This is a genomic window from Streptomyces sp. NPDC058650, from assembly GCF_042717315.1.
Lineage (GTDB): Bacteria > Actinomycetota > Actinomycetes > Streptomycetales > Streptomycetaceae > Streptomyces.
In genome coordinates, this window is record NZ_JBHXRL010000003.1 from 409,760 (window position 1) to 433,762 (window position 24,003).

Genomic DNA, 24,003 nt, shown 5'->3' on the forward strand with positions numbered 1-24,003 from the left:
GGCTGAAAGGGGCGTGCGATGGAGGACTACCCCCTGATCGAGGACCACGGTCTGATCGGTGACCTGCAGACCGCGGCGCTCGTGACGACCGATGGGACGATCGACTGGTTCTGTTGCCCCCGGTTCGATTCGCCCAGCGTCTTCGGCTCGCTGCTCGACCGGCGCAAGGGCGGCCACTTCACCGTGCGGCCGGTTGCGGAGACGTACACGACCAAACAGCTCTACCACCCGGACACGGCTGTCCTGGTGACGCGCTTCATGACGGAGGCCGGGGCGGGGGAGGTCGTCGACTTCATGCCGGTGACCGGGACCATCGCGACGGACCGGCACCGTCTCGTCCGTATGCTCCGCTGCGTACGCGGCAGCATGACGTTCGAAGGGGAGTTCGCTCCGCGCTTCGACTACGGCCGCAAGCCGCACGAACTGCACGTCTCCGAGCACGGAGCCCTGTTCACCTCGGAAGACCTGGACTTCGCCGTCCACCCCGTCCGTGAGCCGCAGGACGAGCGGCTGCTGCGCATCCGCCGGGGAGACAACGACGACCTGTGCTTCTCGTTGAACCTGCGGGCGGGGCAGCAGCGCGGCCTGGTCATGGAATCCGCCCCCGACGGGCCTCCACGTGAGGTCCGCCTGGAGGAGTTCGAGCGCCTCTTCGACGAGACGGTCGGCTTCTGGCGCTCCTGGCTGGGCCAGTCCACCTACTCCGGCCGGTGGCGGGAGGCGGTGGAACGCTCGGCCGTGACGCTGAAGCTCATGACGTACGCGCCGACCGGCGCCCTGGTCGCCGCGCCCACGGCGGGCCTCCCCGAGCAGCTGGGCGGGGAGCGCAACTGGGACTACCGGTTCACCTGGATCCGTGACGCCTCGTTCTCCGTGTACGCCCTGCTGGGCCTGGGATTCAGGGAAGAGGCGTCCGCGTTCATCAACTGGCTGCACGACCGGGTGAAGCAGGAGGCCGGCCGGGAGAACGGTTCGGGGCCGCTGAACATCATGTACCGGGTCGACGGCTCCGCCGACCTGGCCGAGGAGACCCTCGGCCACTGGGAGGGATACCGCGGCTCCGCGCCGGTCCGCATCGGCAACGGAGCGGCGAGCCAGCTCCAGCTGGACATCTACGGCGAGGCGCTCGACAGCATCTACTTCGCGCACCAGCACGGTATGCATCTCGACCACGGTGGCTGGAAGGGCCTGCACACCCTGATCGACTGGCTGGTCGACCACTGGGACCAGCCCGACGAAGGACTCTGGGAGACGCGCGGAGGCCGGAAGGACTTCACCTACGGTCGCGTCATGTCCTGGGTGGCCTTCGACCGCGCCCTGCGGATCGCCTTCGACGACGGCCGTCCCGCGGCCGGCGGACGCTGGGTCGACGCGCGGGACGAGATCTACGCGCAGGTGTTCGACCGTGGCTGGGACCCGGGGAAGCGGGCCTTCGTGCAGCACTACGGGGACGACGTGCTCGACTCGTCGCTGCTGCGCATGTCGACGGTCGGCTTCATCATGCCCGACGACCCCGCGTGGAAATCCACGCTGGACGCGATGGAGCGTGAGCTGGTCAGCGACAGCCTCGTCTACCGCTACAACCCCGAGGTGTCCCCCGACGGGCTGCGCGGCTCCGAGGGAACCTTCTCCCTGTGCACGTTCATGTACGTCGACGCCCTGGCCCGGGCCGGACGCACCGACCTGGCCAGGCTGGTGCTGGAGAAGATGCTCACGTACGCCAACCACCTGGGCCTGTACTCCGAGGAGATCGACCTGACGGGGCGCCAGTTGGGCAACTTCCCCCAGGCCTTCACCCATCTGGCACTGATCGACGCCGCGATCACCCTGGACTCGATGCTTCAGGACGCGCGGCGCGCCGGACCCTAGGCCGTGGGCACGGTCTTCCGTCTCTCCGTGACGGGGGCCGGCCGGTGGTCCCCCGTACGACGAGGAGCGTGCGGTCGGCCTCTCCTCTGAATCGCCCTCGCGCCGTCGAGCCCGGCACCTTCGTCCGTACGGACCAGCGACCGTCCGTACGGGGTCTTTCCGCCCGGAATCGCGCGGTTCACGGCTGACAAGCCTCTGCCATGGCGAGGACTTGCCGTCATGAGGCCTTCACGGCGGCGTTCACGGGTCGATAGACCCATGGCATGAACTCCCCCTCTCATCCGTCCGCCTTTCGGCGTGGGCGCCGGCAGCTGGTCGCGGCGGTCACCGTGGCCCTGCTGGCCTCGGGGCTCGCCGTCGCGCAGGCCCCCGCGCAAGCCGCTCCGGCCGAGCCCACCGTCCCCACCAAGCCCACCGTCCCCGCGAAGCCCTCGGCGACCCACCGGGTCACCCTCGTCACCGGCGACGTCGTCACGGTCACCACGACCGCCGACGGCAAGCAGATCGCCGATGTCGACCGGCCCGACAGCGCCGTCGGCGGCGTCAAACTCCAGGAGATCAAGGGCGACTTGTACGTCATCCCGGACGAGGCGGTGCCGCTGCTGGGAACGGACAGGCTGGACCGGCGCCTGTTCAACGTCACCGACCTCATCGAGATGGGGTACGACGACGAGAAGGCGGCCGCCGTCCCGCTGATCGCCACCTACGCCAAGCCGACGTCCCGCGCCCCCGCCGAGCCGAGGGCTCCCCGCGGCAGCAAGCTGACCCGCACGCTCAAAGGCATCCGGGGCGCCGCGCTCAGCACCGACAAGCGACATACCCGCACCTTCTGGACCTCCGTCGCACCCCAGGGCAGCGACACGCTGGGCGCCGGAGTCGCGAAGCTGTGGCTCGACGGTCGCGTCAAGGCCAGCCTGAAGGAGAGCGTGCCGCTGATCGGCGCGCCCGAGGCCTGGGCGGCCGGATACACCGGCAAGGGCGTCAAGGTCGCGGTGCTCGACACCGGCATCGACGCCGGCCACCCCGACGTCGCCGGCCTCGTCGACGGCACGGCCAGTTTCGTGCCGGGTGAGGGCGTCACCGACGTCAACGGGCACGGTACGCATGTGGCCGGCACGATCGTCGGTTCGGGCGCCGCCTCCGGTGGCGACCAGAAGGGTGTCGCGCCCGGCGCCGACCTGTACGTCGGCAAGGTGCTCGGCGGCGCGGAGGGCTACGGCCAGGACTCCTGGGTCATGGCCGGGATGCAGTGGGCCGCCGAGTCCGGTGCCGATGTCGTCAACATGAGCCTCGGCGACTCCTATCCGACCGACGGCAGCGACCCCATGTCCCAGACGGTCGACGCGCTGTCCGCGCAGTACGGCACCCTCTTCGTCATAGCCGCAGGCAACGCCGGCCCGGAGAGCATTTCCGCCCCGGGTGCGGCGGCGTCGGCGCTGACCGTGGCCGCCACGGACAAGGAGGACCGGCTCGCGTCCTTCTCCAGCACCGGCCCGCTGGCCTGGTCCGGTGGCATGAAGCCGGACATCGCGGCCCCGGGCGTGGACATCACCGCCGCCCGCTCACAGGCGATGACCGACGGCGGGGAGGGTCTCTACCGCACCATCAGCGGTACGTCGATGGCCACCCCGCACGTGGCGGGCGCGGCGGCGATCCTGGCCCAGCAGCACCCGGACTGGACCGGCGCGCAGCTCAAGGAACACCTGACGAGCACCGCGAAGGGCCTGGACGGCGGCTATTCGCCGTACGAGGTCGGCACCGGCCGTCTCGACGTGGCCGCCGCCGTGCGCACCACGGTCCGGGCCACCGGGTCGCTCTTCTTCGGCGACTACACCTGGCCGCACGAGCCGGGCGACGTCGCCGTCACGAAGGATCTGACCTTCACCAACACCGGTTCCGCCGATGTCACCCTCGACCTGGCGCTGACCGAAGACGACGGCCCGTTCACGCTGGGAGCCACCACGGTGACCGTCCCGGCCGGCGGCACCGCCGCCGTCCCGGTGACCGGTGACCCGCGGGCCGCCTCGGCCGGTCGCCACGCCGGCTACGTGACGGCCACCGACGCCGCCACGGGACAGCCGGTGACCCGCACGTCCGTGGCGCTGCTGAAGGAGGAGGAGCGCTACGACCTGAACATCAAGCTGGTCGGCAAGGACGGCAAGCCCGCCACCGGCTGGGTCGGCGTCAACCTGGCCGGCGACCCCTGGCCGTGGAACGTCTACGTCGAGGGCTCGACCACCATGCGCATGGCACCCGGTCTGTACACCGTCGCCGCGTACGTCGACGTGCCCGGCGAGAAGGCGGACCGCTCGGGTGTGGCCGTGCTGGTCGACCCGGAGACCGTGCTCAAGGACGGCTCCGCGGACGTCGTGCTGGACGCGAGCAAGGCACGCCTGCTCCGGACCGAGGCGCCGCAGCGCACCGAGGACCGCCAGCGCAAGGTCGACTTCAACGTCCACTACGAGGGCCTCGACCCGTACATGGACTACCGCAGCGCGTACGTGGTGCCGCCGACGTACGACGATGTCTACGTCACGCCGACGGAGGCGATGACGCGGGGCGAGTTCATGCTGATCACCCGCTGGCGCAAGGGCGAGCCGCAGCTCGGCCTGAGCGCGCTGGGCGGCCGACTCCCGTTCGAGGCGCGGGTACAGGCGGGCAGCGCCCTGGGCACCCGCACGGACACGCTGCACGCCGTCTACGCGGGCGACGGCGCCCCGGCCGCGTACGAGAAGGTCACCGCCAAGGGCAGGATCGTCGTCGTCGAGCGCAGCGACGAGGTCTCGCCGCGGGAGCGCACCGAGGCCGCGGTCGCGGCAGGTGCGAAGGTGCTGATCGTGGTCAACGACCGTGCCGGTGGCCTGATGGAGTACGTCGGCGAGTCGGCCATCCCGGTCGCCACCGTGCACCGCGACGCGGGCAAGGGCCTTGTCGCGATGGCCAAGGCGGGCATCTTCCCCCTGACCGTGAAGCAGACCGAGCACACGCCCTTCGTCTACGACCTGACCCGGGACTACCCCGGCCAGGTGCCGGACCGGGCCCTGGTCTACACGCCGGGCAAGGCCGACCTCGCCCGGATCGACGCCCGCTACTACGCGGCGGCCGGCGGCCGGCTCGCGGAAGGCTACCGGTCCGACTTCACCCTCAGCCCGTCCTTCAACATGCCCGAGCTCGAGTGGCACCCGGGCACCCGCACGGAGTGGGTGACCCCGGGCCAGGTCTGGCGGGAGTTCCACACGCAGGGCGTCGACGGCCCGCTGCCGTGGTCGATGGTGTCGGGCGACAACACGTACGCCAAGGGCAGCACCACCCGCCTGGACTGGTTCGCTCCGGCGACCCGGCCCGGCCAGAGCGAGTCGTTCGGCGTGTACAACTCCCGCTGGAAGAACCACATGACCTGGAACGTGCAGGCGTGGGCCTCCGCCAGCGACACCATGCGCCTCGGCGGCTACCTGCCGTGGGGCGAGACACCATCCCACCTGCGGGTCTTCCAGGGTGACAGGCTGATCCACGACAACCCGGTCAGCGGCGACATGCAGTGGGTGGAGGTCCCGGCGGGCAACCTGCCCTACCGCGCCGTCCTCGACGTGGAACGGCCCGGCGACGTCTTCCGGCTGTCGACGCGCACCCACACCGAGTGGACCTTCATGTCCGACACCGTCGACTCGGACTTCTTCGAGCCGTTCTCGGTGCTGAACCTGGACTACGCGCTGGAGACGGACCTGCACGGCGACGTCAGGGCCGGCACGACCCAGGAGATCGCGCTCAAGCCGGTGTCCATGAACCTCGGGACCGTCCCGGGCACCGTCACCAAGGTGACGCTGGACGTCTCGTACGACGACGGCGCCGGCTGGCAGAAGGTGACCCTGGCCAAGCGGGCCGACGGCTCCTGGACGGGTTCGTTCAGGACGGCCAAGAAGCCCGGCGGCTTCGTCTCGCTCCGCGCGAGCGCCGGGACGGACGGCGGCTTCGGCGTCACGAACGAGATCATCCGGGCGTACGGCCTGCGATGAGCCGCACCGTCGGGCCCCGGGGAGGCGACTCCCCGGGGCCCTTCCCCTCACACCAGCTCCCAGCAGGGACTATTCACGGTCTGCCGCCATGGCGGATACTCTCCCCGCTGCGGCAAGCGAGGGAGAGTCGATCGCCGATGCTGGATGTCCTTGGCCTCGATCCCGATGACGAGCGCGTCTACCGGGCGCTGCTCGGACGGCCGGACTCCACCGCGGTCCTTCTCGCCGACCTGTCCGCCCTGTCGCAGGCCCACGTCGACAAGGCACTGTCCCGCCTCGTCGAGTGGGGGCTGGCGACCAGGTCGGCGGACGAACGGTTCACCGCCGCGCCGCCGGCCATGGCGCTCGGCGCGCTCATCAGCCAGCGCCGGGACGGGCTGCGCATGGCCGAGCACGCCCTGGTGACCTTCGCCGAGGAGCACCGGGCGGCGATGACCGGGAGCAGCATCAGCGACCTGATCGAGGTCGTCACCGGCGTCGACGCCATCCGGCATCGATTCCTCCAGGTGCAGCAGGCGGCCCGCACGCAGGTCCGCTCCTTCATCACCGCCCCGTTCGTCGCCCTGCCGCCCGACGAGAACACCGCCGAACCCATGGCCATCGGCCGGGGTGTGCACTTCCGCGCCGTGCTGGACCGGGCCGTACTGGCGGAACCCGGCATCATCGACGACGCGATCGATTCCCTGGGCAAGGGCGTGCACCTGCGTGTCGCCGACGAGCTGCCGATGAAACTCGTCCTGGCCGACGCCGACCTCGGACTCGTCCCGCTCGCGGTCACAGCGGCCGGAGAACCCGGAGCCGTGCTGCTGCACCGCAGTGGCCTCCTGGACGCGTTGGACGCACTCTTCGAGACGGTGTGGCGCACCGCCCGCCCCCTCGAACTGTCGGGCGCCGGGGCGCAGGCCGATCCCACCGTCGAGGTCGGTACGGAAGGCCCCACCGACCTCGACCGGAGGATCCTCGCCCTGCTCCTGGCCGGCCTGACGGACCTGACCGCCGCGACGCAACTCGGTCTGTCACCGCGTACGCTGCACCGGCGCCTGCGCCACCTCATGGACCTGGCCGGAGTCAGGACCCGGATGCAGCTCGGCGCCCACGCCGTACGAAACGGCTGGGCAGAGGCTCCCTGAACCATCCGACGTCGTGACCTCTGCCGCGATCCGCAGGGCGGCCTGTGCGGGAGTGAGGTGCGTGGTGTCGACGACCTCGGCCTCTCCGTGCAGCCACGTGCGGGCCGCCTCGGCGTAGGGCTCGAGGTACCTGAGGCGGAAGGGGGAGGGGCCCATGACGGCGTCCCCCTCGATGCGCCCGCGGAGGGTCTCCTGGTCGGCGTGGAGGACGAAGTGCCTGACGGGGATGGCGTGTTGGGCGAGACCCGTACTGATCTCGCGCCAGTACCGCTCGACCAGGACCGTCATCGGCATCACCAGGGTGCCGCCCGTGTAGTCGAGTACGCGGCGGGCGGTCTCGACGACGAGCGGCCGCCACGGCGGCCAGTGCTGGAAGTTGTCCGTCTCGGGCAGCCCCGGCGTGATGTCCATGAGCGTCTCGCCGACCTTCTCGGCGTCGAACACCCGTGAATCCGGGATCAGCTGCTGGAGGAGCGCACTGGTCGTCGTCTTGCCTGCCCCGTGGGTGCCGTTCAGCCATACGATCATGGCACCCAACGCTAGCGCCCCGCGGATCGTGGGTGGTGCCGATCACGTCACAGAACGGGGCGATGCGGTGAGGGGCAGCGTCGCTCCTCTTCCCCTGCTTCGCAAGGGTGCTGGAAGATCCAGGCATGAACCCGCATGCGACCGAACCGACCGCCGACGCGGCGGCCACGTACCTCACAGGGCTTCACGAACGGCTGACGGCCGACGGCTGCACGGTGACCCTGCCGGAATGGGACGGCCGCCGGGTGGTCACCGGCAGCCGCGCCGACCGCAAGGTCCGCTGGTTCGGGACGAAGGCCGAGCTGTTCGTCTTCGCGACTGCCGTACCCGAGATCGATGTGGCCACGCTGGGGGAGTTCACCGCGTGGGCCATGCGCTACGCCAAGGGCCTCCGCGGCGGCATACCCGGAGCCCGCAACGCGGCACTGGTGCTCCCCGCCCTGGTGAGCGCGCGCGTCCGGCCCGAGGCGGCCCAGTGGGCGGCCCAGGATGCCCGGATCCTCGACACGACGCTGATCAGCCGCCCCCTCACGGTCGAGACCGCCCCGGACGCCGTACGGACCACGATGTACCGGGGCGGGGTCGCCTGGGGCGGCATGTTCACGGGCCATGTACGGGAGAAGGCCGCCCTGTACTTCCCGTGATCGTGATCAGAGCGGCGTCGGGGACCACGCCGCAGCCGGCAGCCCGCGGTCGGTACCGTGCGCGGTGCGGGCGGGCCCGTACGCCGGACCGAATCCTGGTGATGTCCCGGTCCGCCGCGGACGGCCGACCGGGACATCGGGCTCAGGCGAGGTCGAACCGGTCGAGGTTCATCACCTTGTCCCACGCCGCCACGAAGTCACGGACGAACTTCGCTCCGGCGTCCGCGGACGCGTAGACCTCCGAGACCGCCCGGAGTTGGGAGTTCGAACCGAAGACGAGGTCGACGGCGGTGGCCGTCCACCTGGTCTCGCCGGTGGCATGGTCCCGGCCCTCGTACACGTTCTCCTCCGACGCCGACGGCTTCCACTCCGTGCGCATGTCGAGCAGGTTGACGAAGAAGTCGTTGGTCAGCGTCTCCGGCCGGTCGGTGAGGACGCCGTGCCGGGAGCGCCCGAAGCCCGTGTTCAGCGCCCGCATGCCGCCGGTCAGGACCGTCATCTCGGGAGCGGTCAAGGTCAGCAGGCTGGCGCGGTCCAGCAGGAGGGTCTCCGGCGACAGCTTCTCTCCGGCCCGGAGGTAGTTGCGGAAGGCGTCCGCCCTGGGTTCGAGCACGGCGAACGACTCCACGTCCGTCTGCTCCTGCGAGGCGTCCGTGCGCCCCGGCGTGAACGGGACCGTGATGTCGTGCCCGGCGTTCCTCGCGGCCTGCTCGACGGCCGCGCATCCGCCCAGGACGATCAGGTCGGCGAGCGAGATCTTCGTTCCGCCGGACTGCGAGCTGTCGAAGTCCTGCCGGATCCGTTCGAGACCCTGCACGGTCTCGGTCACTTCGGGCAGGTCGTTGACCTCCCACTCCTTCTGCGGGGAGAGCCGGATCCGTGCTCCGTTCGCCCCGCCCCGCTTGTCCGTGCCGCGGAAAGTGGCCGCCGACGCCCAAGCGGTGGTGGCCAGCTGGGAGACGGACAGTCCCGAGGCGAGGATCCTGCTCTTGAGGGCGGCGACGTCCTCGTCCCCGACGAGCGGGTGATCGACCTCGGGGACGGGGTCCTGCCACAGCTGCGGCGCCGGGATCCACGGGCCGAGGTAGCGGGAGAGGGGGCCCATGTCACGGTGCAACAGCTTGTACCACGCCTTGCCGAACGCGTCCGCAAGCTTCTCCGGGTTCTCGTGGAAGCTCTTCGCGATCGGCCCGTAGACCGGATCCAGCTTCAGGGAGAGGTCCGTCGTCAGCATCATGGGAGCGTGTCGTTTCGACGGATCATGAGCGTCGGGCACCGTGCCCCGCGCCGAGGGATCCGTGGGGGTCCACTGCTTCGCGCCGGCCGGGCTCGTCGTCAGCTCCCATTCGTACCGGAACAGGTTGTCCAGGTAGCCGTTGTCCCACGTCGTCGGCGCGGAGGTCCATGCGCCTTCCAGCCCGCTGGTGAGCGTGTCGGCGCCGCTGCCGCTGCCGTACGTGTTCCGCCAGCCGAGACCCTGTTGTTCGACGGGACAGGCCTCGGGTTCCGGACCGATGTACTCGGGATCGACCGCGCCGTGGCACTTTCCGAACGTGTGACCGCCGACGATGAGCGCGACCGTCTCCTCGTCGTTCATCGCCATCCGCGCGAACGTGTCACGAATGTCCTTGGCGGCCGCGATCGGATCGGGGGTGTCGTTGGGCCCTTCGGGATTGACGTAGATCAGGCCCATCTGTACGGCACCGAAAGGACCGGTCAGGTCCCTGTCGCCGCTGTACCGCTCATCCCCGAGCCAGGTGTCCTCGGGCCCCCAGAAGATCTCCTCGGGTTCCCAGATGTCCTCTCGCCCGAAGCCGAACCCGAATGTCTTGAATCCCATCGATTCCATGGCGCAGTTACCGGCGAAGACCAGAAGATCGGCCCAGGAGATCTTCCGTCCGTATTTCTGCTTGACCGGCCAGAGCAGACGGCGTGCCTTGTCGAGACTCGCATTGTCCGGCCAGCTGTTGAGAGGCGCGAAGCGCTGAGCGCCGGACCCGCCACCGCCTCGGCCGTCGGCGATGCGGTACGTCCCGGCCGCATGCCAGCTCATCCGGATGAAGAGCGGCCCGTAGTGTCCGTAGTCGGCCGGCCACCAGTCCTGCGACGTGGTCATCACCTCGATGACGTCGCGCTTCAGCGCGTCGACGTCGAGGGTCGCGAACTCCTCCGCGTAGTCGAAGTCCGCGTCCATCGGATCGGACTGGGGCGAGTGCTGGTGGAGAACCTGGAGGTCCAGTTGATCGGGCCACCAGTCCCGATTCGTCCTCGGCCGGGTCGGCGTCGGCGTGGGGGCGGGGATTACCGGGTTCTCGCTTTCGCTGCCGGACACGTCCGTCCTTCTTCCTGTCTCGGTGTTCTCGTCTGCCGTCTGCTTGCTCTGAACGCTGTACGACCGCGTCAGCGTCCGTATGGTCGCGCACCGTGGACCGCACGGGCAGGGGAACACGCAGAGCGCCCCGTATAACACGGTCAAATTCCCGGGGGCGGGGTCTCATTTTCTGATCATCGCGATAGCGCGGCTGGAATTTGTGGGAGGCGTTCCCGTGCTTCTCTGTGGACACCTGTCGGTAAACTCCTGTCACCCATCGAGCCTGGACAGGTGAATCATCATGAGCGACCTGCTGGAGCGACTGCGAGGGCGTGGCTGGCGGATGACGTCCCAGCGACGCGTCGTCGCCGAGGTCCTCGACGGCGAGCACGTACACCTCACCGCCGACGAGGTGCAGGCCCGTGCCACACAGCGACTGCCCGAGATCTCCCGGGCGGCCGTCTACAACATCCTGGGCGAACTGGTCCTGCTCGGCGAGGTGCTGGAGGTCTCGGCCCAGGGCCGCGCGAAACGCTACGACCCCAACGCGCACCACCCGCACGAGCACCTCGTGTGCTCGGGCTGCGGCACCATTCGCGACGTCCACCCGACCGGCGATCCATTGGCCTGTCTCCCGGAGCAGGAGCGCTTCGGCTTCACGGTGTACGAGGTCGAGGTCACCTACCGGGGGCTGTGCCCCCAGTGCCACGACGTTCTGCCGCCGGGCGGGATTCCCGGTGCGTGACTAGCGTGGCCATGGGGGCTGAGCCGCAGGAAAGGGGTAGTCCCGTCATGGCTGGCAAGGGCATGGAGAAGGCGAAGGGCAAGCTGAAGGAAGCCGCCGGAAAGGTGACGGGCAACAAGCGCCTGGAGGCGGAAGGCAAGGCGGACCAGACGAAGGGCAGGGTCCGGGAAGCGGTCGAGGCGGTCCGTGAGCGCGCCAAGGGCATCCGCGACTCCATGGACCGCGACAAGTAGACCCGGCGAGCACCAGACGTCGGTGCCGGCCGCCCCTGCCTCCGCATGAGGAGGCGGGCACGGCGTCCGGTGGTGGCGGCCTGTCGGTGATGACCGCTGCCGACCCGCCCGGGCCGGCTCGTGTCGCCGGGCTGGAGGAACTTCTCAGCCGCGTCCGGACGCGGCCTAGCGTGTGGCGAGTCGCTCCAGGAGGGCGGCGCTCCGTGCCAGCAACTCGCGCTCATCGTCCGTGAGTTCGGCCTCGATGGCCTGGGCGAGCCAGCCGGCCCTGCGGCCGCGCTCCGCTTCGAGTGCGGCCCGGCCCGCGTCCGACAGTTCGACCAGGGACTTGCGGCCGTCCGTGGGGTGCGCCCGGCGCGTGATCAGGTTCTGCTCCATGAGCAGCCCCACCGACCGGGCCATCGACTGGGGGCGTACGCGCTGATCGGCGGCGAGGTCGCTGGTGGTCATGGCGCCGTTGCGGTCGAGGGCGCCGAGCACGGCGGCCTGCCCCAGCGGGATGCGGTCCTCGTGCTTGACGCGCCGGGTGAGCTTGCCCATCGCGGTGCGCAGTTCGGCGGCGATGGCGGCGGCTTCCGAGGTGGGCATAGGGCACTTTACCCCGCTGGTCAGCATTGCTGTGCACCTGACCTGTACAGCAATGCTGTACAGCGAAACTGAGCAGCATTGCTGTAGGGTTTGGGCTTGTCGGGCTCAGCGTCAGCGTTGCCGCAGCCGGGGCCACGGCATACGGCAACGGGAAGGAACTCCCATGTCCACAGAGGCAGTCGACACCATCGAAGCCGCCATCGAGTCCGTCACCGCCCGCCGGATCATCGACAGCCGGGGTAACCCCACGGTCGAGGTCGACGTCGTCCTGACGGACGGATCCCTGGGGCGCGCGGCGGTCCCCTCCGGCGCCTCCACCGGTGCCCGGGAGGCCGTGGAGCTCCGCGACGGAGACGCCGGGCGCTGGCACGGCAAGGGCGTCGACCGCGCGGTGGCCCACGTCAACGGGGAGATCGCGGTGTCCGTACGAGGCCGGGACGCGGCGGATCAGGCGGGCCTCGACGCCGCGCTGGTCGCCCTCGACGGCACCGCCACGAAGTCCCGGCTCGGCGCCAACGCGATCCTCGGTGTCTCCCTCGCCGCCGCCAAGGCCGCCGCGGCGGCCCACCGCCGGCCCCTCTACCGCTACCTCGGTGGCGCCGGCGCCCACCTCCTGCCCCTGCCGATGATGAACATCGTCAACGGCGGCGCCCACGCCGACAATCCGCTGGACTTCCAGGAGTTCATGATCGCGCCGGTGGGCGCGGACACCTTCGCCGAAGCCGTCCGCATGGGCAGCGAGGTCTTCCACACCCTGCGCCGCGATCTGCTGGCCGCAGGGCACTCCACGGGAGTCGGCGACGAGGGCGGCTTCGCGCCCGCGCTGCGTACCGCCGAGGAGGCGCTCGACTTCGTGATGGCCGCCATCGAGCGCACCGGCTACCGTCCCGGCACGGACATCGGCCTGGTCATGGACCCGGCGTCGTCGGAGTTCTTCCGCGACGGGGTGTACGACTACGCGGGGGAGGGGGTGCGCCGTACCCCCTCCGAGAACGTCGACTACCTGGCCAAGCTCATCGACGCCTACCCGGTCGTCTCCATCGAGGACCCGATGGCGGAGAACGACCTGGACGGCTGGCGCGAGCTGACCGCCCGCGTCGGCGACCGGTGCCAGCTCACCGGCGACGACGTGTTCTGCACCAACGAGACGCTGCTGCGCGAGGGCATCCGCACCGGCGTCGGCAACTCGGTCCTGGTCAAGGTCAATCAGATCGGGACCCTGACCGAGGCGCTGGCCGCCGTGGCGACCGCCCACGAGGCGGGCTGGACGGCTGTCATGTCGCACCGCTCGGGCGAGACGGAGGACACCACCATCGCGGATCTGGCGGTGGCGACCGGCTGCGGTCAGATCAAGACCGGCTCGCTCTCCCGCTCCGACCGTACGGCGAAGTACAACCAACTGATTCGTATCGAAGAGGAGTTGGGCGACTCGGCACGCTTTGCGGGCCGCTCCGCCCTGCGCCGGGCGTGAACGGCAGGCAGGGGTAGAGGGCGCACGGCCGGGCGCCCAGGGTCTCGGCGAGTGTGACGCGCTGGGCCTGTCCGCCGTCCCCGCAGCGCGACACCGCCGACGGTCGGCGGCAGGAGCTTGGGCGGCAGGACGGGGGAGTGGACGATCGCCTTGCCGCGGGACGGCACCCGCGCGAGCAGCCAGGGCGGCGGGACCCCGAGCAGCAGCGACAGCCCGAGGGCCCGGAGGGAGACGGGCTGCCCGTCCCCCCCCGGTACGGGCAGCCCTCACGCTCCGACCGGTGCCGGGTCGATTACGGCTTCTGGAAGCCGGCGTCCTGGAGGATCTTCTGCCCCTCGGTCGACGACAGCCAGGCGACGAACGCGGCCGCGGCCTCGGCGTTCCTGGAGGCCTTGAGCGTGGCGGCCGGGTACTTCGCGATGGCGTTCTGCGCGTCGGGAATCTCGACGGCGTCGACCTTGTCGGCGGCGGAGGCGGCGTCGGTCTTGTAGACGAGGCCGGCGTCGGCCTCGCCCAGCTCGACCTTGCTGAGCACGGCGCGGACGTTCGGCTCTTGGGAGACCGGCTTCACCGCGATCTTCTGGGCGTCCAGGACCTGCTCGCTGTACTTGCCCGCGGGCACCTCGGGGGCGGCGAGGACGACCTTGAGCTTGGTGTCGGCAAGGTCCTTCAGCTCGTCGACCTTGAACGGGTTGCCCTCGCCGGTGGCGATGACGAGCCGGTTCTTCGCGATGATCGCCGGGGTGCCGGTGTCGGCCCTGACCTTGTCCATGCTCTTGGTGTCGGCAGTGACCAGGACGTCGGCGGGCGAGCCCTGCGACACCTGGGCGACGAGCTCCTGCGACCCCGCGAACGAGAAGGTGATCTTCGTGCCCGGGTGGGAGTTCTCGTAGGCGGCACCCGCCGTCTTGAACACGTTGGTGAGGGACGCCGCCGCGAGGACGGTGAGGTTCGCCCGGGGCGCGGCGCTCGCGGAGCCGGAGCGCGTGGACCCGGCGGTGTCCCTATCGGTGTCGTCATTGTTGCCGCAGGCGGCGAGGGGGACCAGCAGGGCCGCGGTGAGCGCGGCAGCGGCGGCACGACGTCTGGTGAGGGTGAGGGGCATGAGGGTCTGAGCTCCTTGGGGGGCGAACGGACAGTACGGGGATGGCAGGCCGCGCCGACTGCCGAGGTGCTGCGGTACCGGGGTGAGGTGGTGCTGCGTGAGGGGGTGGTCAGGTGCGATCGATGTGCACGCTGGTCGACTTCACGCGGGCGGTGGCCTGCATGCCGACTCTCAGTCCCGGCTCATCCACGGCCCGGCCCGCGTCGCCCCAGCGCCGCGCCGCATGACCGGGTGTAGGACTGCATGTGCCACACGGTAGGGCGGACTGGATCTCATATGCAACAAAGCTGTGGGTCTCTCCATCGCGAATGCGAGAGGGACTGGAGGAATCGACGAACGGGCCCGTCCGGCGGGTCGAGCCCTCGTCGTCGAACCGGGTCGCGAGGTCCATGACCCGGCGCTCCGCGCCTCCCCGCCTTTGAGGGCACCGTCGGTGGTGCGTGTCGCCGGCCTCGGTGATCTCGGCGCGCTGGTGATGGTGATGGCCGGCATCCCGGCCCGACGTACGGGCTGTCTGCCGAGAGACGGTCCTGAGGTCGCTGCTGGGCGCCGGGCGTGCTTCCGCGCCATGCTCCTGGAGACGCTGGAGTCTTCCTGGCGCACGACCGCTCCTGGGCGAGGACCGCCCAGGCCCTGCACGTCCGTCCGTCCGAACACGGTCCACTACCGCGTCGAGCGCATCGAGGCACTCACCGGCCGGGACCTGTCCCGCCTCGACCGCAAGACGGACCTGCGCGCCGCGCTGCTCTGCCGCTGACGGTCCCGGAGCGGAGTGGTCAGGGCACGTCGATGTGTACGCTCGTCGACTTCACGCGCGCCGTCACCGTGACGCCGACGTCGAGCCCCAGCTCTTCGACGGCCTCGCGCGTCACGAGGGACACCAGCCGATGCGGACCGGACTGGACCTCCACCTGCGCGGCCACGTCGTCGACCCGTACGGCCGTCACGATCCCCACGAACGAGTTCCGGACGGAGGTCGGCACGTCGTCCTCCGGAACGGCGTGCAGTCCCGCACCCCGCTCCTTCGCGAAGCGGGCCAGGGCCGCGCCCTCGATGACCCGCTTACCGGCCCCGTCGCGCTCCATGCCCAGCCTGCCGCCGTCCGCCCACCGGCGAACGGTCTCCGAACTGACTCCGAGCACCCTCGCGGCCTGCCCAATGCTGTACGACGACACCCCGGCACTCTAGGTCATGCACCCACGGATGCCGAGGCGCTCCTTTCCGGCCTCGCCGAGTCCCGGCGGACAGCGACGAGACGCTGCCGGCCCACAGTCCGGTGAGGCGTGGGGGCAGGACGCCGCTGGAGCAGACGAACAGTCGGCGTCCCGCGTCGTGCATCCGCTCCAGGAGCGCGAGGTCGACGACCGACCGGTCGTCGTTCTGGCGCGCGGTCGAGCAGCTCGTGGACAGCTCCGCTGTGACTCGTAGGCAATGTGAACGTAAACATTCAGGCTCCGCGTCAGTGCGGCACACGCCGCGAGAGCGTGTCCATATCCGTGCGGAGCCACTGAGGCTGGGGGATTCTCCAGCGGGTCCGCCTCCGTGCCGCGTGCCGGTGGCTCGCGAGTGGGGTCGGTGAAGGCTTGCCAGGCATGCTGTGTTTACGCAAACATACTCGCATCGGGGATCTTCCCGTTCCGCGACAGCGCACCTCCCCAGCACAGGAGCATCCGTCCATGCCTCTTCTCCAGATCGACGAGGGCGGCTTCACCCTCGATGGCGAACCGTTTCGGCTCCTGTCCGGCGGTCTCCACTACTTCCGCGTGCACCCCGACCAGTGGGCGGACCGACTCCGCAAGGCCCGGCTCATGGGGCTCAACACCGTCGAGACGTACGTCCCCTGGAACCTCCACCAGCCGCGGCCCGACCGCTTCACGCTGGACGGCGGCCTCGACCTGCCCCGGTTCCTCGACCTCGCCGCCGCCGAGGGACTGTACGTCCTCCTCCGCCCAGGCCCGTACATCTGCGCGGAATGGGAGGGCGGCGGCATCCCGTCCTGGCTGCTCGCCGAGCCGGACATACGCCTGCGCTCCCGCGACCCCCGGTTCCTCGCCGCGGTCGACGACTACTTCGAGCGGCTCCTCACCCCCCTCCGGCCCTACCTGGCCTCTCGCGGCGGCCCGGTCCTCGCCGTCCAGGTGGAGAACGAGTACGGGGCCTACGGCGACGACACCGCCTACCTGGAGCACCTCGCCGGAACCTTGCGCCGCTGTGGCGTCGACGTCCCCCTCTTCACCTGCGACCAGCCCGCCGATCTGGAGCGCGGATCCCTGCCCGGCGTCCTCGCCACGGCGAACTTCGGCAGCCGTTCCGCCGAGCACCTGGCCGACCTCCGCGCCCGGCGCCCCGAAGGCCCCCTGATGACCACGGAGTTCTGGATCGGCTGGTTCGACCGCTGGGGCGCGCACCACGTGGTCCGCGACCCGGGCCAGGCGGCCCGCGAGCTCGACGAACTCCTCGCCACCGGCGCGTCGGTGAACTTCTACATGTTCCACGGCGGCACCAACTTCGGTTTCACCAACGGCGCCAACGACAAGCACACCTACCGGCCCACCGTCACCTCCTACGACTACGACGCGCCCCTCGACGAGGCCGGCGACCCGACGCCGAAGTACGCCGCCTTCCGCGACGTGATCGCCAAGTACGCCCCCGTGCCGGACGTCCCCGTCCCGCCGCCCGGCCCCAAGCTCGCCCCGCGGGCCGTGCCCCTGACCGAGAGCGCCGGCCTTCTGGCCCACGCCGCGGCCCTCGGGAGCTCCGTCGAGGCGCGCCGGCCCCTCACCATGGAGGAACTGGAGCAGGACTTCGGTTTCGTCCTGTACGAGACGATCCTGCCGCTCAAGGGGCCGGCCCTCCTGGAGGTCGAGCAGGTCCGTGACCGGGCCCAGGTGTTCGTCGACGGCCAGCCCGTGGGCGTTCTGGAGCGGGAGAACCACGAGCACGCCCTCGCCTTCATGGTGCCCAGGGCCGGCAGCACGCTCACCGTCCTCGTCGAGAACCAGGGCCGCGTGAACTACGGTCAGGGCATCCACGACCGCAAGGGCCTCCTCGGGAAGGTCCTGCTCGACGGCACGGAGCTCGCGGGCTGGACCAGCCGGGCGCTCCCGCTCGCCGACCCGCGGGACGTTCCCTTCGCGCCTGCCGCCGCGACGGTCGTCGGACCGGCCTTCCACCGCGGCACCTTCGAGGTGACCGACCCCGCCGACGCCTTCCTGCACCTCGACGGCTGGACCAAGGGAAACGCCTGGGTCAACGGCTTCGCGCTCGGCCGCTACTGGTCCCGCGGCCCGCAGCGCTCCCTGTACGTGCCGGCACCGGTCCTCCGCTCCGGCACGAACGAGGTCGTCGTCCTGGAGCTCCACGCGGCGCCCCGGGCTCGTACGGTCGACTTCCGCGACGCGGCCGACCTCGGGCCCACCGAGGAGTAGCCACGACGGCGCGGAGAAGAGCCGGGCTCCGACCCATCGGTCGGGGCCCGGCTCTTCCGTCGGAGCCCGGCTCTTCGGTGGGAGCCCGCCGGCTTCGGTCGGGGCCCGGCTCTTCGGACGTCAGCTCAGTTGCTGAGCGGCGGTGCCGTCGCAGGTCCGCTGCTCCACGACCGCGCCGTCCGCGGTCGAGGCGCCGCTCACCGCCAGGCACTTGGCGCTGTGCCGGGCCGTCAGGGTGAGGTGTCCGTCGCCGGTGCTCCGGACCGCCCATTCCTGGTTGCGGCCACCGTTGCAGGAGTACTGGAACACGTCGGCACCGTCGGCCGTGGACAGACCGCTCACGTCGAGACACTTGCCGCTGTGCCGGGCGACGACGTTCACGTATCCACCGCCGGTGGAGCGGAGCGACCACTGCTGGTTGGACCCGGCGTTGCAGCCGTACTGGACGACGGACGCGCCGTCGCCCGAGCCGGCACCGCTGACGTCGAGACACTTGCCGCTGTGCCGGAAGGACAGCGTCTTCCAGACGTCCGGTGCGGTGCCCGGGAAGGTCCAGGACTGATTGGCGCCGGTGGTCGGCTGGTGGACGCCGACGGGAGCCCCGTCGGAGGTCGAGGCGCCGGTGACGTCCAGGAGCTTGCCGTCGGCCGCGTTGATCAGGGTGCTGTGGCCGTCGCCCGTGGTCGAGCGGATCCACTGCTGCGCGGTGGACGATCCGGGCGACGCGAAGGTCAGAGCGCCGTCGGAGACGGAGAGCGCCTTGCCGGTCTTGGCGTTGGTGATCCGATAGGCGGCGGTGCTGCCCCAGTCGGCGGCGGACGACTTCGTGAAGGTCCACTGCTGCGCGCTGTCCGCCGGGGCCGAGGTGCGCTGGACGACCGTGCTCTTGCCGCCCACGGTGGCGACGGCGAGCGCCTTGCCGCTGTTGTCGTTGAGCAGTTGGCGCGGCGTGCCGGTGGGCGCGGTGGTCGTCGCCGGGTTCACGCCGGTGACGGTGGGCAGGACGAACGTGGTGACGGAGCCGGGGCCGACGGTGGCCTTGAGCGTCCGGCCGCTCACGGCCGCGTCGCCGTCACGCTGGAGGTTCCTCGTCGCGTCGGTGGTCCACCGCTCGACGGGTCCGGCCGTGACCGCCTGGAACCCGTCGAGGTTCAGGGTGATCTCGCGCTCGTCGCCGGTCGGGTTGGTGTGGACGACGACCACGCCGTTCCCGCCCGGCCGTACCGCCGCCAGCGTCTGCGGGTCGTCGGTGTTGACGATGCGCGCGCCGGGGCGGACGAAGCGGCTGTAGTTCGCCATCGCCCAGTACTTCTTGTTCTTGCGCAGCGGCTCGGTCGCCGCGTCGTCGGGGGTGAAGTCGGTCTGGATCAGGCCCCAGTTGGAGTTCTCGCGGCCCGGCGTCATGTTCTCGTAGTCCTCGACGGCCTGCCAGAGCACCCAGGCGCTCGGCTCCAGCTCACGTATGTCGTCGTTGATGCGCTGGGCGAGGTCGAGCGCGGGGCTCATGGAGGTGAAGCTCTGGGGGACGCTGCCGCCGAGATCGACCTCGGACATCCACAGGGGCGTGGTCTCGCCCTTGGCGATGTCCCGGACTCCGGTGCGGCCGTTGGTTCCGTACGTGTGCGTGTTGAGCCTTCCCACCGCGTCCCGGACGGCGGGGGCGTACGACTCCCAGTCGGACCGGAACTTCCCCGGGTTCGTCTCGTCCATCCCGGCGATCGGGGTCGTCACGCCCTTGGCGTCGAGCGCGGCGCGCAGCGTCGTGATCATGCGGGCCTGGGAGGCCGGGTCCCAGTGCGAGCCCTCCTGGCGGCCGCCCGCGTGCCAGTAGTCCGTGTCGGGCTCGTTGACCGGTGAGAGGGAGTCGAAGGTGACGCCCGTGGCGGACTGGGCACGCTGGAGCGCGCCCGTGAGGTAGGCGGCGAACCGGTCGTACTGGTCGGAGCGGAGGTTGTCCTGCCAGCCGTTGACCGCGCCCGAGACCAGGCCGCTGTTGGTCATGAAGTACGGCGCCGAGTTGGAGAAGGCCTCGAAGGTGGTGGCTCCGCGCGCCTTGGCGGCCGTCAGCCACCAGCGCTGGTTCGCGTCGGCACCGGGGTTCCAGTGGTCGGCGCGGTTCGGGTCCCACCAGTCGGGGGCCTCCGCGCCGGGCCGGTTCCAGTAGCCGGGCACCGCCGCGCCGGCCCGCATGTAGGGGGCGGTCTCGGGGCTGTCGCCGCCGCCGATGTTGTAGCGGGCGATCGTGAATCCCAGGCCGTCGGCGCCGTAGAGGGCGTCCGCCAGCGCATCGCGCTGGGCGGTCGGCCAACCGCCGGTGACGTTGGCGAACCAGGCGAGCGCGGTGCCCCACCCCTGGAAGGCCGGGTGCTGGTAGCCGGGGTCGAGGCGTACGGTCAGGGCCGCCGCGGGGGCCTCCGCGGCGATCGCCGGCGTCGAGCCGGGTCCTACCGCGCTGAAGGCCGTGGCGGCGAGGACCGTGGCGGTGCCGAGGGCGGCCAGGCGCGTGGTGAGCCGAGACCGGCGGAGTGACGCCGTTCGGTGGCGGGTGGGGAACACGACCTGCTCCTTCGAGGGGGTGGGGGATGTGAGGTGGGTGACGCGGGTGGGGGATGCGAGGTGGGTGACGCGCGTGGGGGTTGCCTGATGGGTGACGCGCGTGGGGCGATGTGGGTGAGTGGCGTGGGTGGGTGACGCGGGGCGGCCGGGGACGGTGGCCGCCCCGCGTCGGTCTCACGGCGTACGCGGCGGTCAGACCGCCGAGCGCCGCCACTTCTGGTTGTCGCCCGCGTTGCAGGTCCACTGCGCGAGGGCGGCTCCGTCGGCGCTCGACCAGTTCGATACGTCGAGACACTTGCCGCTGTGGCGGGCGACGAGCTCGACGTACCCGGCGACGTCCGTCGTCCGGACCTTCCACTGCTGGGAGGCCGAGCCGTCGCAGGTGTTCTGCACGGCGAGCGCGCCGTCCGCGGCCGAGGCCCCGGCGACGTCGAGGCACTTACCGCTGTTCCGGGCCATGATCTGGACGTATCCGGTGCCCAGCTTCTTGATCCAGAAGTGCTGGTTCACACCGCTTCCGCAGCCCCACTGGACGAGTTGCACCCCGTCCGCCGAGTCGAAGTTCGCCACGTCGGCGCACTTGCCGCTGCTGCGGGCGGCGAGCGACTCCCACGGCACGTTCATGCCGCTGACGGTCCCCGCCGCGGTGTCGACGGTGATCTGAGGCGAGTAGTCCATGGTCATGGTGGTGCTGGTGGGGAAGGCGAGCGGCAGCCACACGTACTGCGAGTCGTTGACCGTCCCGCCCATGGAGTTGCCCCAGCGGTCTCCCATGTAGAGGTAGCTCGTGCCCTTCGTGCCCTGGACCGGCAGGACGTAGGCGGTCTGGCTGCGGAAGGTCGTCCCGTCGCCGACGTCCTTCAGCTCGCTCCACGAGCCGGTGACGCTGGTGGCCGTGGCGTACTTCTGCTGGTTGGGGGACCACCCGGTGGCGCCGGAGGTCAGGAGGAAGTAGACGTCGCCCCGCTTGAACATGGCCGGCGCCTCGCGCCACTGGCCCGCCCACAACCGCTGGACCTGCGCCTCCACGGCCGTGTAGTCCGGGGTCAGCCGGTAGACGTGCAGGTCGGCGTTCTCGTTGGCGGCGGAGATCATGTAGCCGGTGCCGTCGGTGTCGACGAAGGTCGTGATGTCCCGCGACATGTGGCCCAGGGGGCGGAAGCTGCCGCGCCAGGTGTAGTCGCCGTCCACCGTGGACGAGACGGCGACGGCGGCGCGCGCCTCCCCGTAGTCCGAGCCGTTCTCCTTGTGCATCCACATGACGAACTGCTGCGTGGCGCTGTTGTAGACGACCTTGGGGCGCTCGATGTTGGCCCAGTCGAGCTCCGGATCGGACGCCTCGGTCAGGACGTGGTTGCGGAACTCCCAGGTCTTCAGGTCGGTGGAGCGGTAGGCGGAGACGTAGCGGAAGGTGTTGTCCGTGTTCCGGTTCTCGCCGAACCAGTAGTAGTACCCGCCGACCTTGAGTACGCCGCCGCCATGGGCGTGCACGGGGTTGCCGGCCGGATCGGTGAACTGGGTTCCGTTGGAGATGGACACCGGGGCGGCGTGGGCGGTGCCCGCGGCGGTGACCAGGGACAGGAGGAGGGCGCACAGGAATGCCGCCGTCCCGGAGAACTTGAGTCGCATGGCGCGATACCTCGTGGTGTTGCGTCGGACCGGGCGCTCCGCGCGGAGAGTGCGGCGGACGACCGCGCCGGAGGTCCGGAGCGGTGAGGCGCCTGGAGGGGACACCGGTCGTTCAGACCGTGGGGAACACCGCGGCCTACGTAATGTTTTCGTAAACACGGTGTAGCCGGAAGTTTCGGAGGAGCCCGGGAGCCTGTCAAGGATTCGGACGAAAGAGATCAGGGTTTTGACCCCGGGAGCCTGTTTGCGTCAACATGACTTGATGGGGCGCGTCGGCATGCGCCCCGGAGGCCCCGGGGAAGGAACGGTCGAACGTGGCGGACAAGGCAACGAGAACGCCCCGCTCGCGTCCGCCCCGCAAGTGGCCCTCCATGGCGGAGGTCGCGGCGCGAGCCGGAGTCTCCTCGCAGACGGTCTCGCGCGTGGCCAACAACCACGACAACGTCGACGAGACGACGCGTGCGAAGGTGCTGGCCGCGATGCAGGAGCTCGGCTACCGCCCCAACGCGGCGGCGCGCGCCCTGGTCACCGGCAAGTTCGGCGCGATCGGCGTGGTCAGCTTCGACGTGGGCGCGCACGGCAACGCCCGTACGCTCGGAGCCATCGCGGACGCGGCGCGTGAGGCGGGCTTCTCGGTCAACTTCATGGGCATCCGGGCGCAGACCGAAGCCGCCGTACGGCAAGCGTTCCGGCACCTCATGCTGCAGTCGGTCGACGGCATCGTGCTGGTCGAGTCGCAGATGCTCGACACGCCGTCGCTGCACCTGCCGCCCACGATGCCGGTGGTGGTCGCCGACGGCGACACGGGGCACCAGTACCCGAACGTCGACTTCGACCAGGCCCGCGGCACCCAGAGCGTGGTCGGCCATCTGCTGGAGCTCGGGCACCGCACCGTCTACCACGTCAGCGGCCCGCGCGACTCCTTCGCCGCCCGGCGGCGTGCCGAGGCGTGGGAGCGCACGCTCGTCACGGCCGGCGCCCCGGTACGCCCGACGCTGTACGGGGACTGGACCGCCGAGTCGGGCTACCTGGCGGGGCGGACGCTCGCGCAGATCCCCGACGCCACGGCGGTGTTCGCGGCGAACGACCAGATGGCTCTGGGGGTCCTGCGCGCCATGCACGAGGCGGGGCGGTCCGTGCCGGACGAGATCAGCGTCGCCGGCTTCGACGACGTTCCCGAGGCTCCCTTCTTCGAGCCGCCGCTGACCACGGTCCACCAGGACTTCGACGTGGTGGGCCGGCACTGCGTGACCCTGCTGCTCGAACAGATCGAACGCCGAGGCAGCGGCCCCCGGCGACTCGCCGTGGAACCCACCCTCGTGGTGCGGGGCAGCACGGCGCCTCCGCCCGCCTGACGGACTCCCGCGCCCAAGCGGAGCCGCCGCGGTCCGACCGCGCGCGGCTGTCGGCGCGTGGCCTCCGGAGGGGTGTCGCTCCCTCCGGCGGGGGACGCGCTCTCCGTTCCGCCGGTATGCCGGGCCCGTCGACCTGACCCCTCCAGCTCCCGGGGGACGCCGCTCGCGTACCCGCCGAGCGGGTCGTCCTCCGTTCCCGTCCGGCCCCACCCTCCCACCCGTTCCCACCTGCGGTGTTCCCTCGCGCCTTCGCGGTGGCGGCCAGGGCGCGCGGCCGCCGCGACGGCGTGGATCCACGACCCGCCGGCGTTCGACAGCTGAATTCCGCCTGATCGCTGCCTCCTTGTGCTTGACGCCCATCTGGGGGTGGTGCCAACATCAAGTCATCGATGATTACG

General features: G+C 70.7%; 16 protein-coding genes and 2 pseudogenes. 10 read left to right on the forward strand and 8 right to left on the reverse strand.

Annotated elements, in window-relative coordinates:
• The first annotated feature begins 18 nt into the window (after positions 1 to 18).
• The 3 genes from ACFWWU_RS07870 (at position 19) to ACFWWU_RS07880 (ending at position 7,012) form a co-directional block, all read left to right on the forward strand.
• Positions 19 to 1,869 carry a glycoside hydrolase family 15 protein gene (locus tag ACFWWU_RS07870; RefSeq protein ID WP_384140493.1) on the forward strand — a complete coding sequence of 617 codons (1,851 nt, stop codon included), beginning with the start codon at positions 19 to 21 and terminating at the stop codon, positions 1,867 to 1,869.
• 263 nt (positions 1,870 to 2,132) lie between these two features.
• Positions 2,133 to 5,882, forward strand: coding sequence for a S8 family serine peptidase (locus tag ACFWWU_RS07875; RefSeq protein ID WP_384140496.1), 3,750 nt, complete (start codon positions 2,133 to 2,135; stop codon positions 5,880 to 5,882).
• Positions 5,883 to 6,019: 137 nt separating this feature from the next.
• Positions 6,020 to 7,012 (forward strand): helix-turn-helix domain-containing protein, encoded by a 993-nt coding sequence (locus tag ACFWWU_RS07880; protein WP_384140499.1) that lies wholly within the window; start codon positions 6,020 to 6,022, stop codon positions 7,010 to 7,012.
• Positions 7,013 to 7,027: 15 nt separating this feature from the next.
• Here ACFWWU_RS07880 and ACFWWU_RS07885 read toward each other — a convergent pair.
• Positions 7,028 to 7,540: pseudogene (locus ACFWWU_RS07885) on the reverse strand (AAA family ATPase); the annotation flags it as partial.
• A gap of 125 nt (positions 7,541 to 7,665) precedes the next feature.
• Between ACFWWU_RS07885 and ACFWWU_RS07890 the strand changes: the two are divergent.
• Entirely contained in the window at positions 7,666 to 8,184 is a 519-nt protein-coding gene (locus tag ACFWWU_RS07890) for a hypothetical protein (protein WP_384140502.1), read from the forward strand.
• 142 nt (positions 8,185 to 8,326) lie between these two features.
• On the opposite strand, the gene katG is transcribed toward ACFWWU_RS07890, so the two are convergent.
• Entirely contained in the window at positions 8,327 to 10,516 is a 2,190-nt protein-coding gene (katG, locus tag ACFWWU_RS07895) for a catalase/peroxidase HPI (protein WP_384140505.1), read from the reverse strand.
• A 280-nt stretch (positions 10,517 to 10,796) separates the two neighbouring features.
• Between katG and ACFWWU_RS07900 the strand changes: the two genes are divergently transcribed.
• Positions 10,797 to 11,240, forward strand: coding sequence for a Fur family transcriptional regulator (locus tag ACFWWU_RS07900; RefSeq protein WP_384140508.1), 444 nt, complete (start codon positions 10,797 to 10,799; stop codon positions 11,238 to 11,240).
• Between the two features lie 47 nt (positions 11,241 to 11,287).
• The gene (locus ACFWWU_RS07905; protein WP_384140511.1) at positions 11,288 to 11,473 is read left to right on the forward strand and encodes a CsbD family protein; all 186 of its coding nucleotides are present in this window, start codon (positions 11,288 to 11,290) and stop codon (positions 11,471 to 11,473) included.
• Positions 11,474 to 11,638: 165 nt separating this feature from the next.
• On the opposite strand, the gene ACFWWU_RS07910 is transcribed toward ACFWWU_RS07905, so the two are convergent.
• A complete protein-coding gene (locus tag ACFWWU_RS07910; RefSeq protein ID WP_384140514.1) occupies positions 11,639 to 12,061 on the reverse strand; it encodes a MarR family winged helix-turn-helix transcriptional regulator in 423 nt (140 codons plus the stop codon).
• A gap of 163 nt (positions 12,062 to 12,224) precedes the next feature.
• Here ACFWWU_RS07910 and eno point away from each other — a divergent pair, with 163 nt between their 5' ends.
• A complete protein-coding gene (gene eno, locus ACFWWU_RS07915; protein ID WP_384140517.1) occupies positions 12,225 to 13,532 on the forward strand; it encodes a phosphopyruvate hydratase in 1,308 nt (435 codons plus the stop codon).
• Positions 13,533 to 13,824: 292 nt separating this feature from the next.
• Here eno and modA read toward each other — a convergent pair whose 3' ends face one another.
• Together modA and ACFWWU_RS07925 are read right to left on the reverse strand one after the other, a co-directional pair.
• Positions 13,825 to 14,637, reverse strand: a complete 813-nt coding sequence (gene modA, locus ACFWWU_RS07920; RefSeq protein ID WP_384140519.1) for a molybdate ABC transporter substrate-binding protein — start codon at positions 14,635 to 14,637, stop codon at positions 13,825 to 13,827.
• 109 nt (positions 14,638 to 14,746) lie between these two features.
• Positions 14,747 to 14,830, reverse strand: a pseudogene (locus ACFWWU_RS07925) (MerR family transcriptional regulator); the annotation flags it as partial.
• Positions 14,831 to 15,070: 240 nt separating this feature from the next.
• On the opposite strand from ACFWWU_RS07925, the gene ACFWWU_RS07930 reads away from it, so the two are divergent.
• The gene (locus tag ACFWWU_RS07930) at positions 15,071 to 15,394 is read left to right on the forward strand and encodes a helix-turn-helix domain-containing protein (protein WP_384140521.1); all 324 of its coding nucleotides are present in this window, start codon (positions 15,071 to 15,073) and stop codon (positions 15,392 to 15,394) included.
• Between the two features lie 19 nt (positions 15,395 to 15,413).
• Here the strand turns inward: ACFWWU_RS07930 and ACFWWU_RS07935 are convergent, their stop codons facing one another.
• The gene (locus ACFWWU_RS07935; RefSeq protein ID WP_384140524.1) at positions 15,414 to 15,812 is read right to left on the reverse strand and encodes a molybdopterin-binding protein; all 399 of its coding nucleotides are present in this window, start codon (positions 15,810 to 15,812) and stop codon (positions 15,414 to 15,416) included.
• A gap of 501 nt (positions 15,813 to 16,313) precedes the next feature.
• On the opposite strand from ACFWWU_RS07935, the gene ACFWWU_RS07940 reads away from it, so the two are divergent.
• Positions 16,314 to 18,065, forward strand: a complete 1,752-nt coding sequence (locus ACFWWU_RS07940; RefSeq protein ID WP_384140527.1) for a beta-galactosidase — start codon at positions 16,314 to 16,316, stop codon at positions 18,063 to 18,065.
• A 120-nt stretch (positions 18,066 to 18,185) separates the two neighbouring features.
• On the opposite strand, the gene ACFWWU_RS07945 is transcribed toward ACFWWU_RS07940, so the two are convergent.
• Together ACFWWU_RS07945 and ACFWWU_RS07950 are read right to left on the reverse strand one after the other, a co-directional pair.
• On the reverse strand, positions 18,186 to 20,621 hold the full coding sequence (locus tag ACFWWU_RS07945; protein WP_384140530.1) for an RICIN domain-containing protein: 2,436 nt from the start codon (positions 20,619 to 20,621) through the stop codon (positions 18,186 to 18,188).
• A gap of 192 nt (positions 20,622 to 20,813) precedes the next feature.
• On the reverse strand, positions 20,814 to 22,250 hold the full coding sequence (locus tag ACFWWU_RS07950) for an RICIN domain-containing protein (RefSeq protein ID WP_384140533.1): 1,437 nt from the start codon (positions 22,248 to 22,250) through the stop codon (positions 20,814 to 20,816).
• A gap of 371 nt (positions 22,251 to 22,621) precedes the next feature.
• On the opposite strand from ACFWWU_RS07950, the gene ACFWWU_RS07955 reads away from it, so the two are divergent.
• Positions 22,622 to 23,605, forward strand: coding sequence for a LacI family DNA-binding transcriptional regulator (locus ACFWWU_RS07955; RefSeq protein ID WP_384140681.1), 984 nt, complete (start codon positions 22,622 to 22,624; stop codon positions 23,603 to 23,605).
• Positions 23,606 to 24,003: the final 398 nt, after the last annotated feature.

Excerpts from the sequence above, each read along its gene's own strand:
- ACFWWU_RS07870 (WP_384140493.1), top strand. The coding sequence starts at position 19 with ATGGAGGACTACCCCCTGATCGAGGACCACGGTCTGATCGGTGACCTG.
- ACFWWU_RS07875 (WP_384140496.1), top strand. The coding sequence starts at position 2,133 with ATGAACTCCCCCTCTCATCCGTCCGCCTTTCGGCGTGGGCGCCGGCAG.
- ACFWWU_RS07880 (WP_384140499.1), top strand. The coding sequence starts at position 6,020 with ATGCTGGATGTCCTTGGCCTCGATCCCGATGACGAGCGCGTCTACCGG.
- ACFWWU_RS07890 (WP_384140502.1), top strand. The coding sequence starts at position 7,666 with ATGAACCCGCATGCGACCGAACCGACCGCCGACGCGGCGGCCACGTAC.
- ACFWWU_RS07900 (WP_384140508.1), top strand. The coding sequence starts at position 10,797 with ATGAGCGACCTGCTGGAGCGACTGCGAGGGCGTGGCTGGCGGATGACG.
- ACFWWU_RS07905 (WP_384140511.1), top strand. The coding sequence starts at position 11,288 with ATGGCTGGCAAGGGCATGGAGAAGGCGAAGGGCAAGCTGAAGGAAGCC.
- ACFWWU_RS07910 (WP_384140514.1), bottom strand. The coding sequence starts at position 12,061 with ATGCCCACCTCGGAAGCCGCCGCCATCGCCGCCGAACTGCGCACCGCG.
- eno (WP_384140517.1), top strand. The coding sequence starts at position 12,225 with ATGTCCACAGAGGCAGTCGACACCATCGAAGCCGCCATCGAGTCCGTC.
- modA (WP_384140519.1), bottom strand. The coding sequence starts at position 14,637 with ATGCCCCTCACCCTCACCAGACGTCGTGCCGCCGCTGCCGCGCTCACC.
- ACFWWU_RS07940 (WP_384140527.1), top strand. The coding sequence starts at position 16,314 with ATGCCTCTTCTCCAGATCGACGAGGGCGGCTTCACCCTCGATGGCGAA.
- ACFWWU_RS07950 (WP_384140533.1), bottom strand. The coding sequence starts at position 22,250 with ATGCGACTCAAGTTCTCCGGGACGGCGGCATTCCTGTGCGCCCTCCTC.
- ACFWWU_RS07955 (WP_384140681.1), top strand. The coding sequence starts at position 22,622 with ATGGCGGAGGTCGCGGCGCGAGCCGGAGTCTCCTCGCAGACGGTCTCG.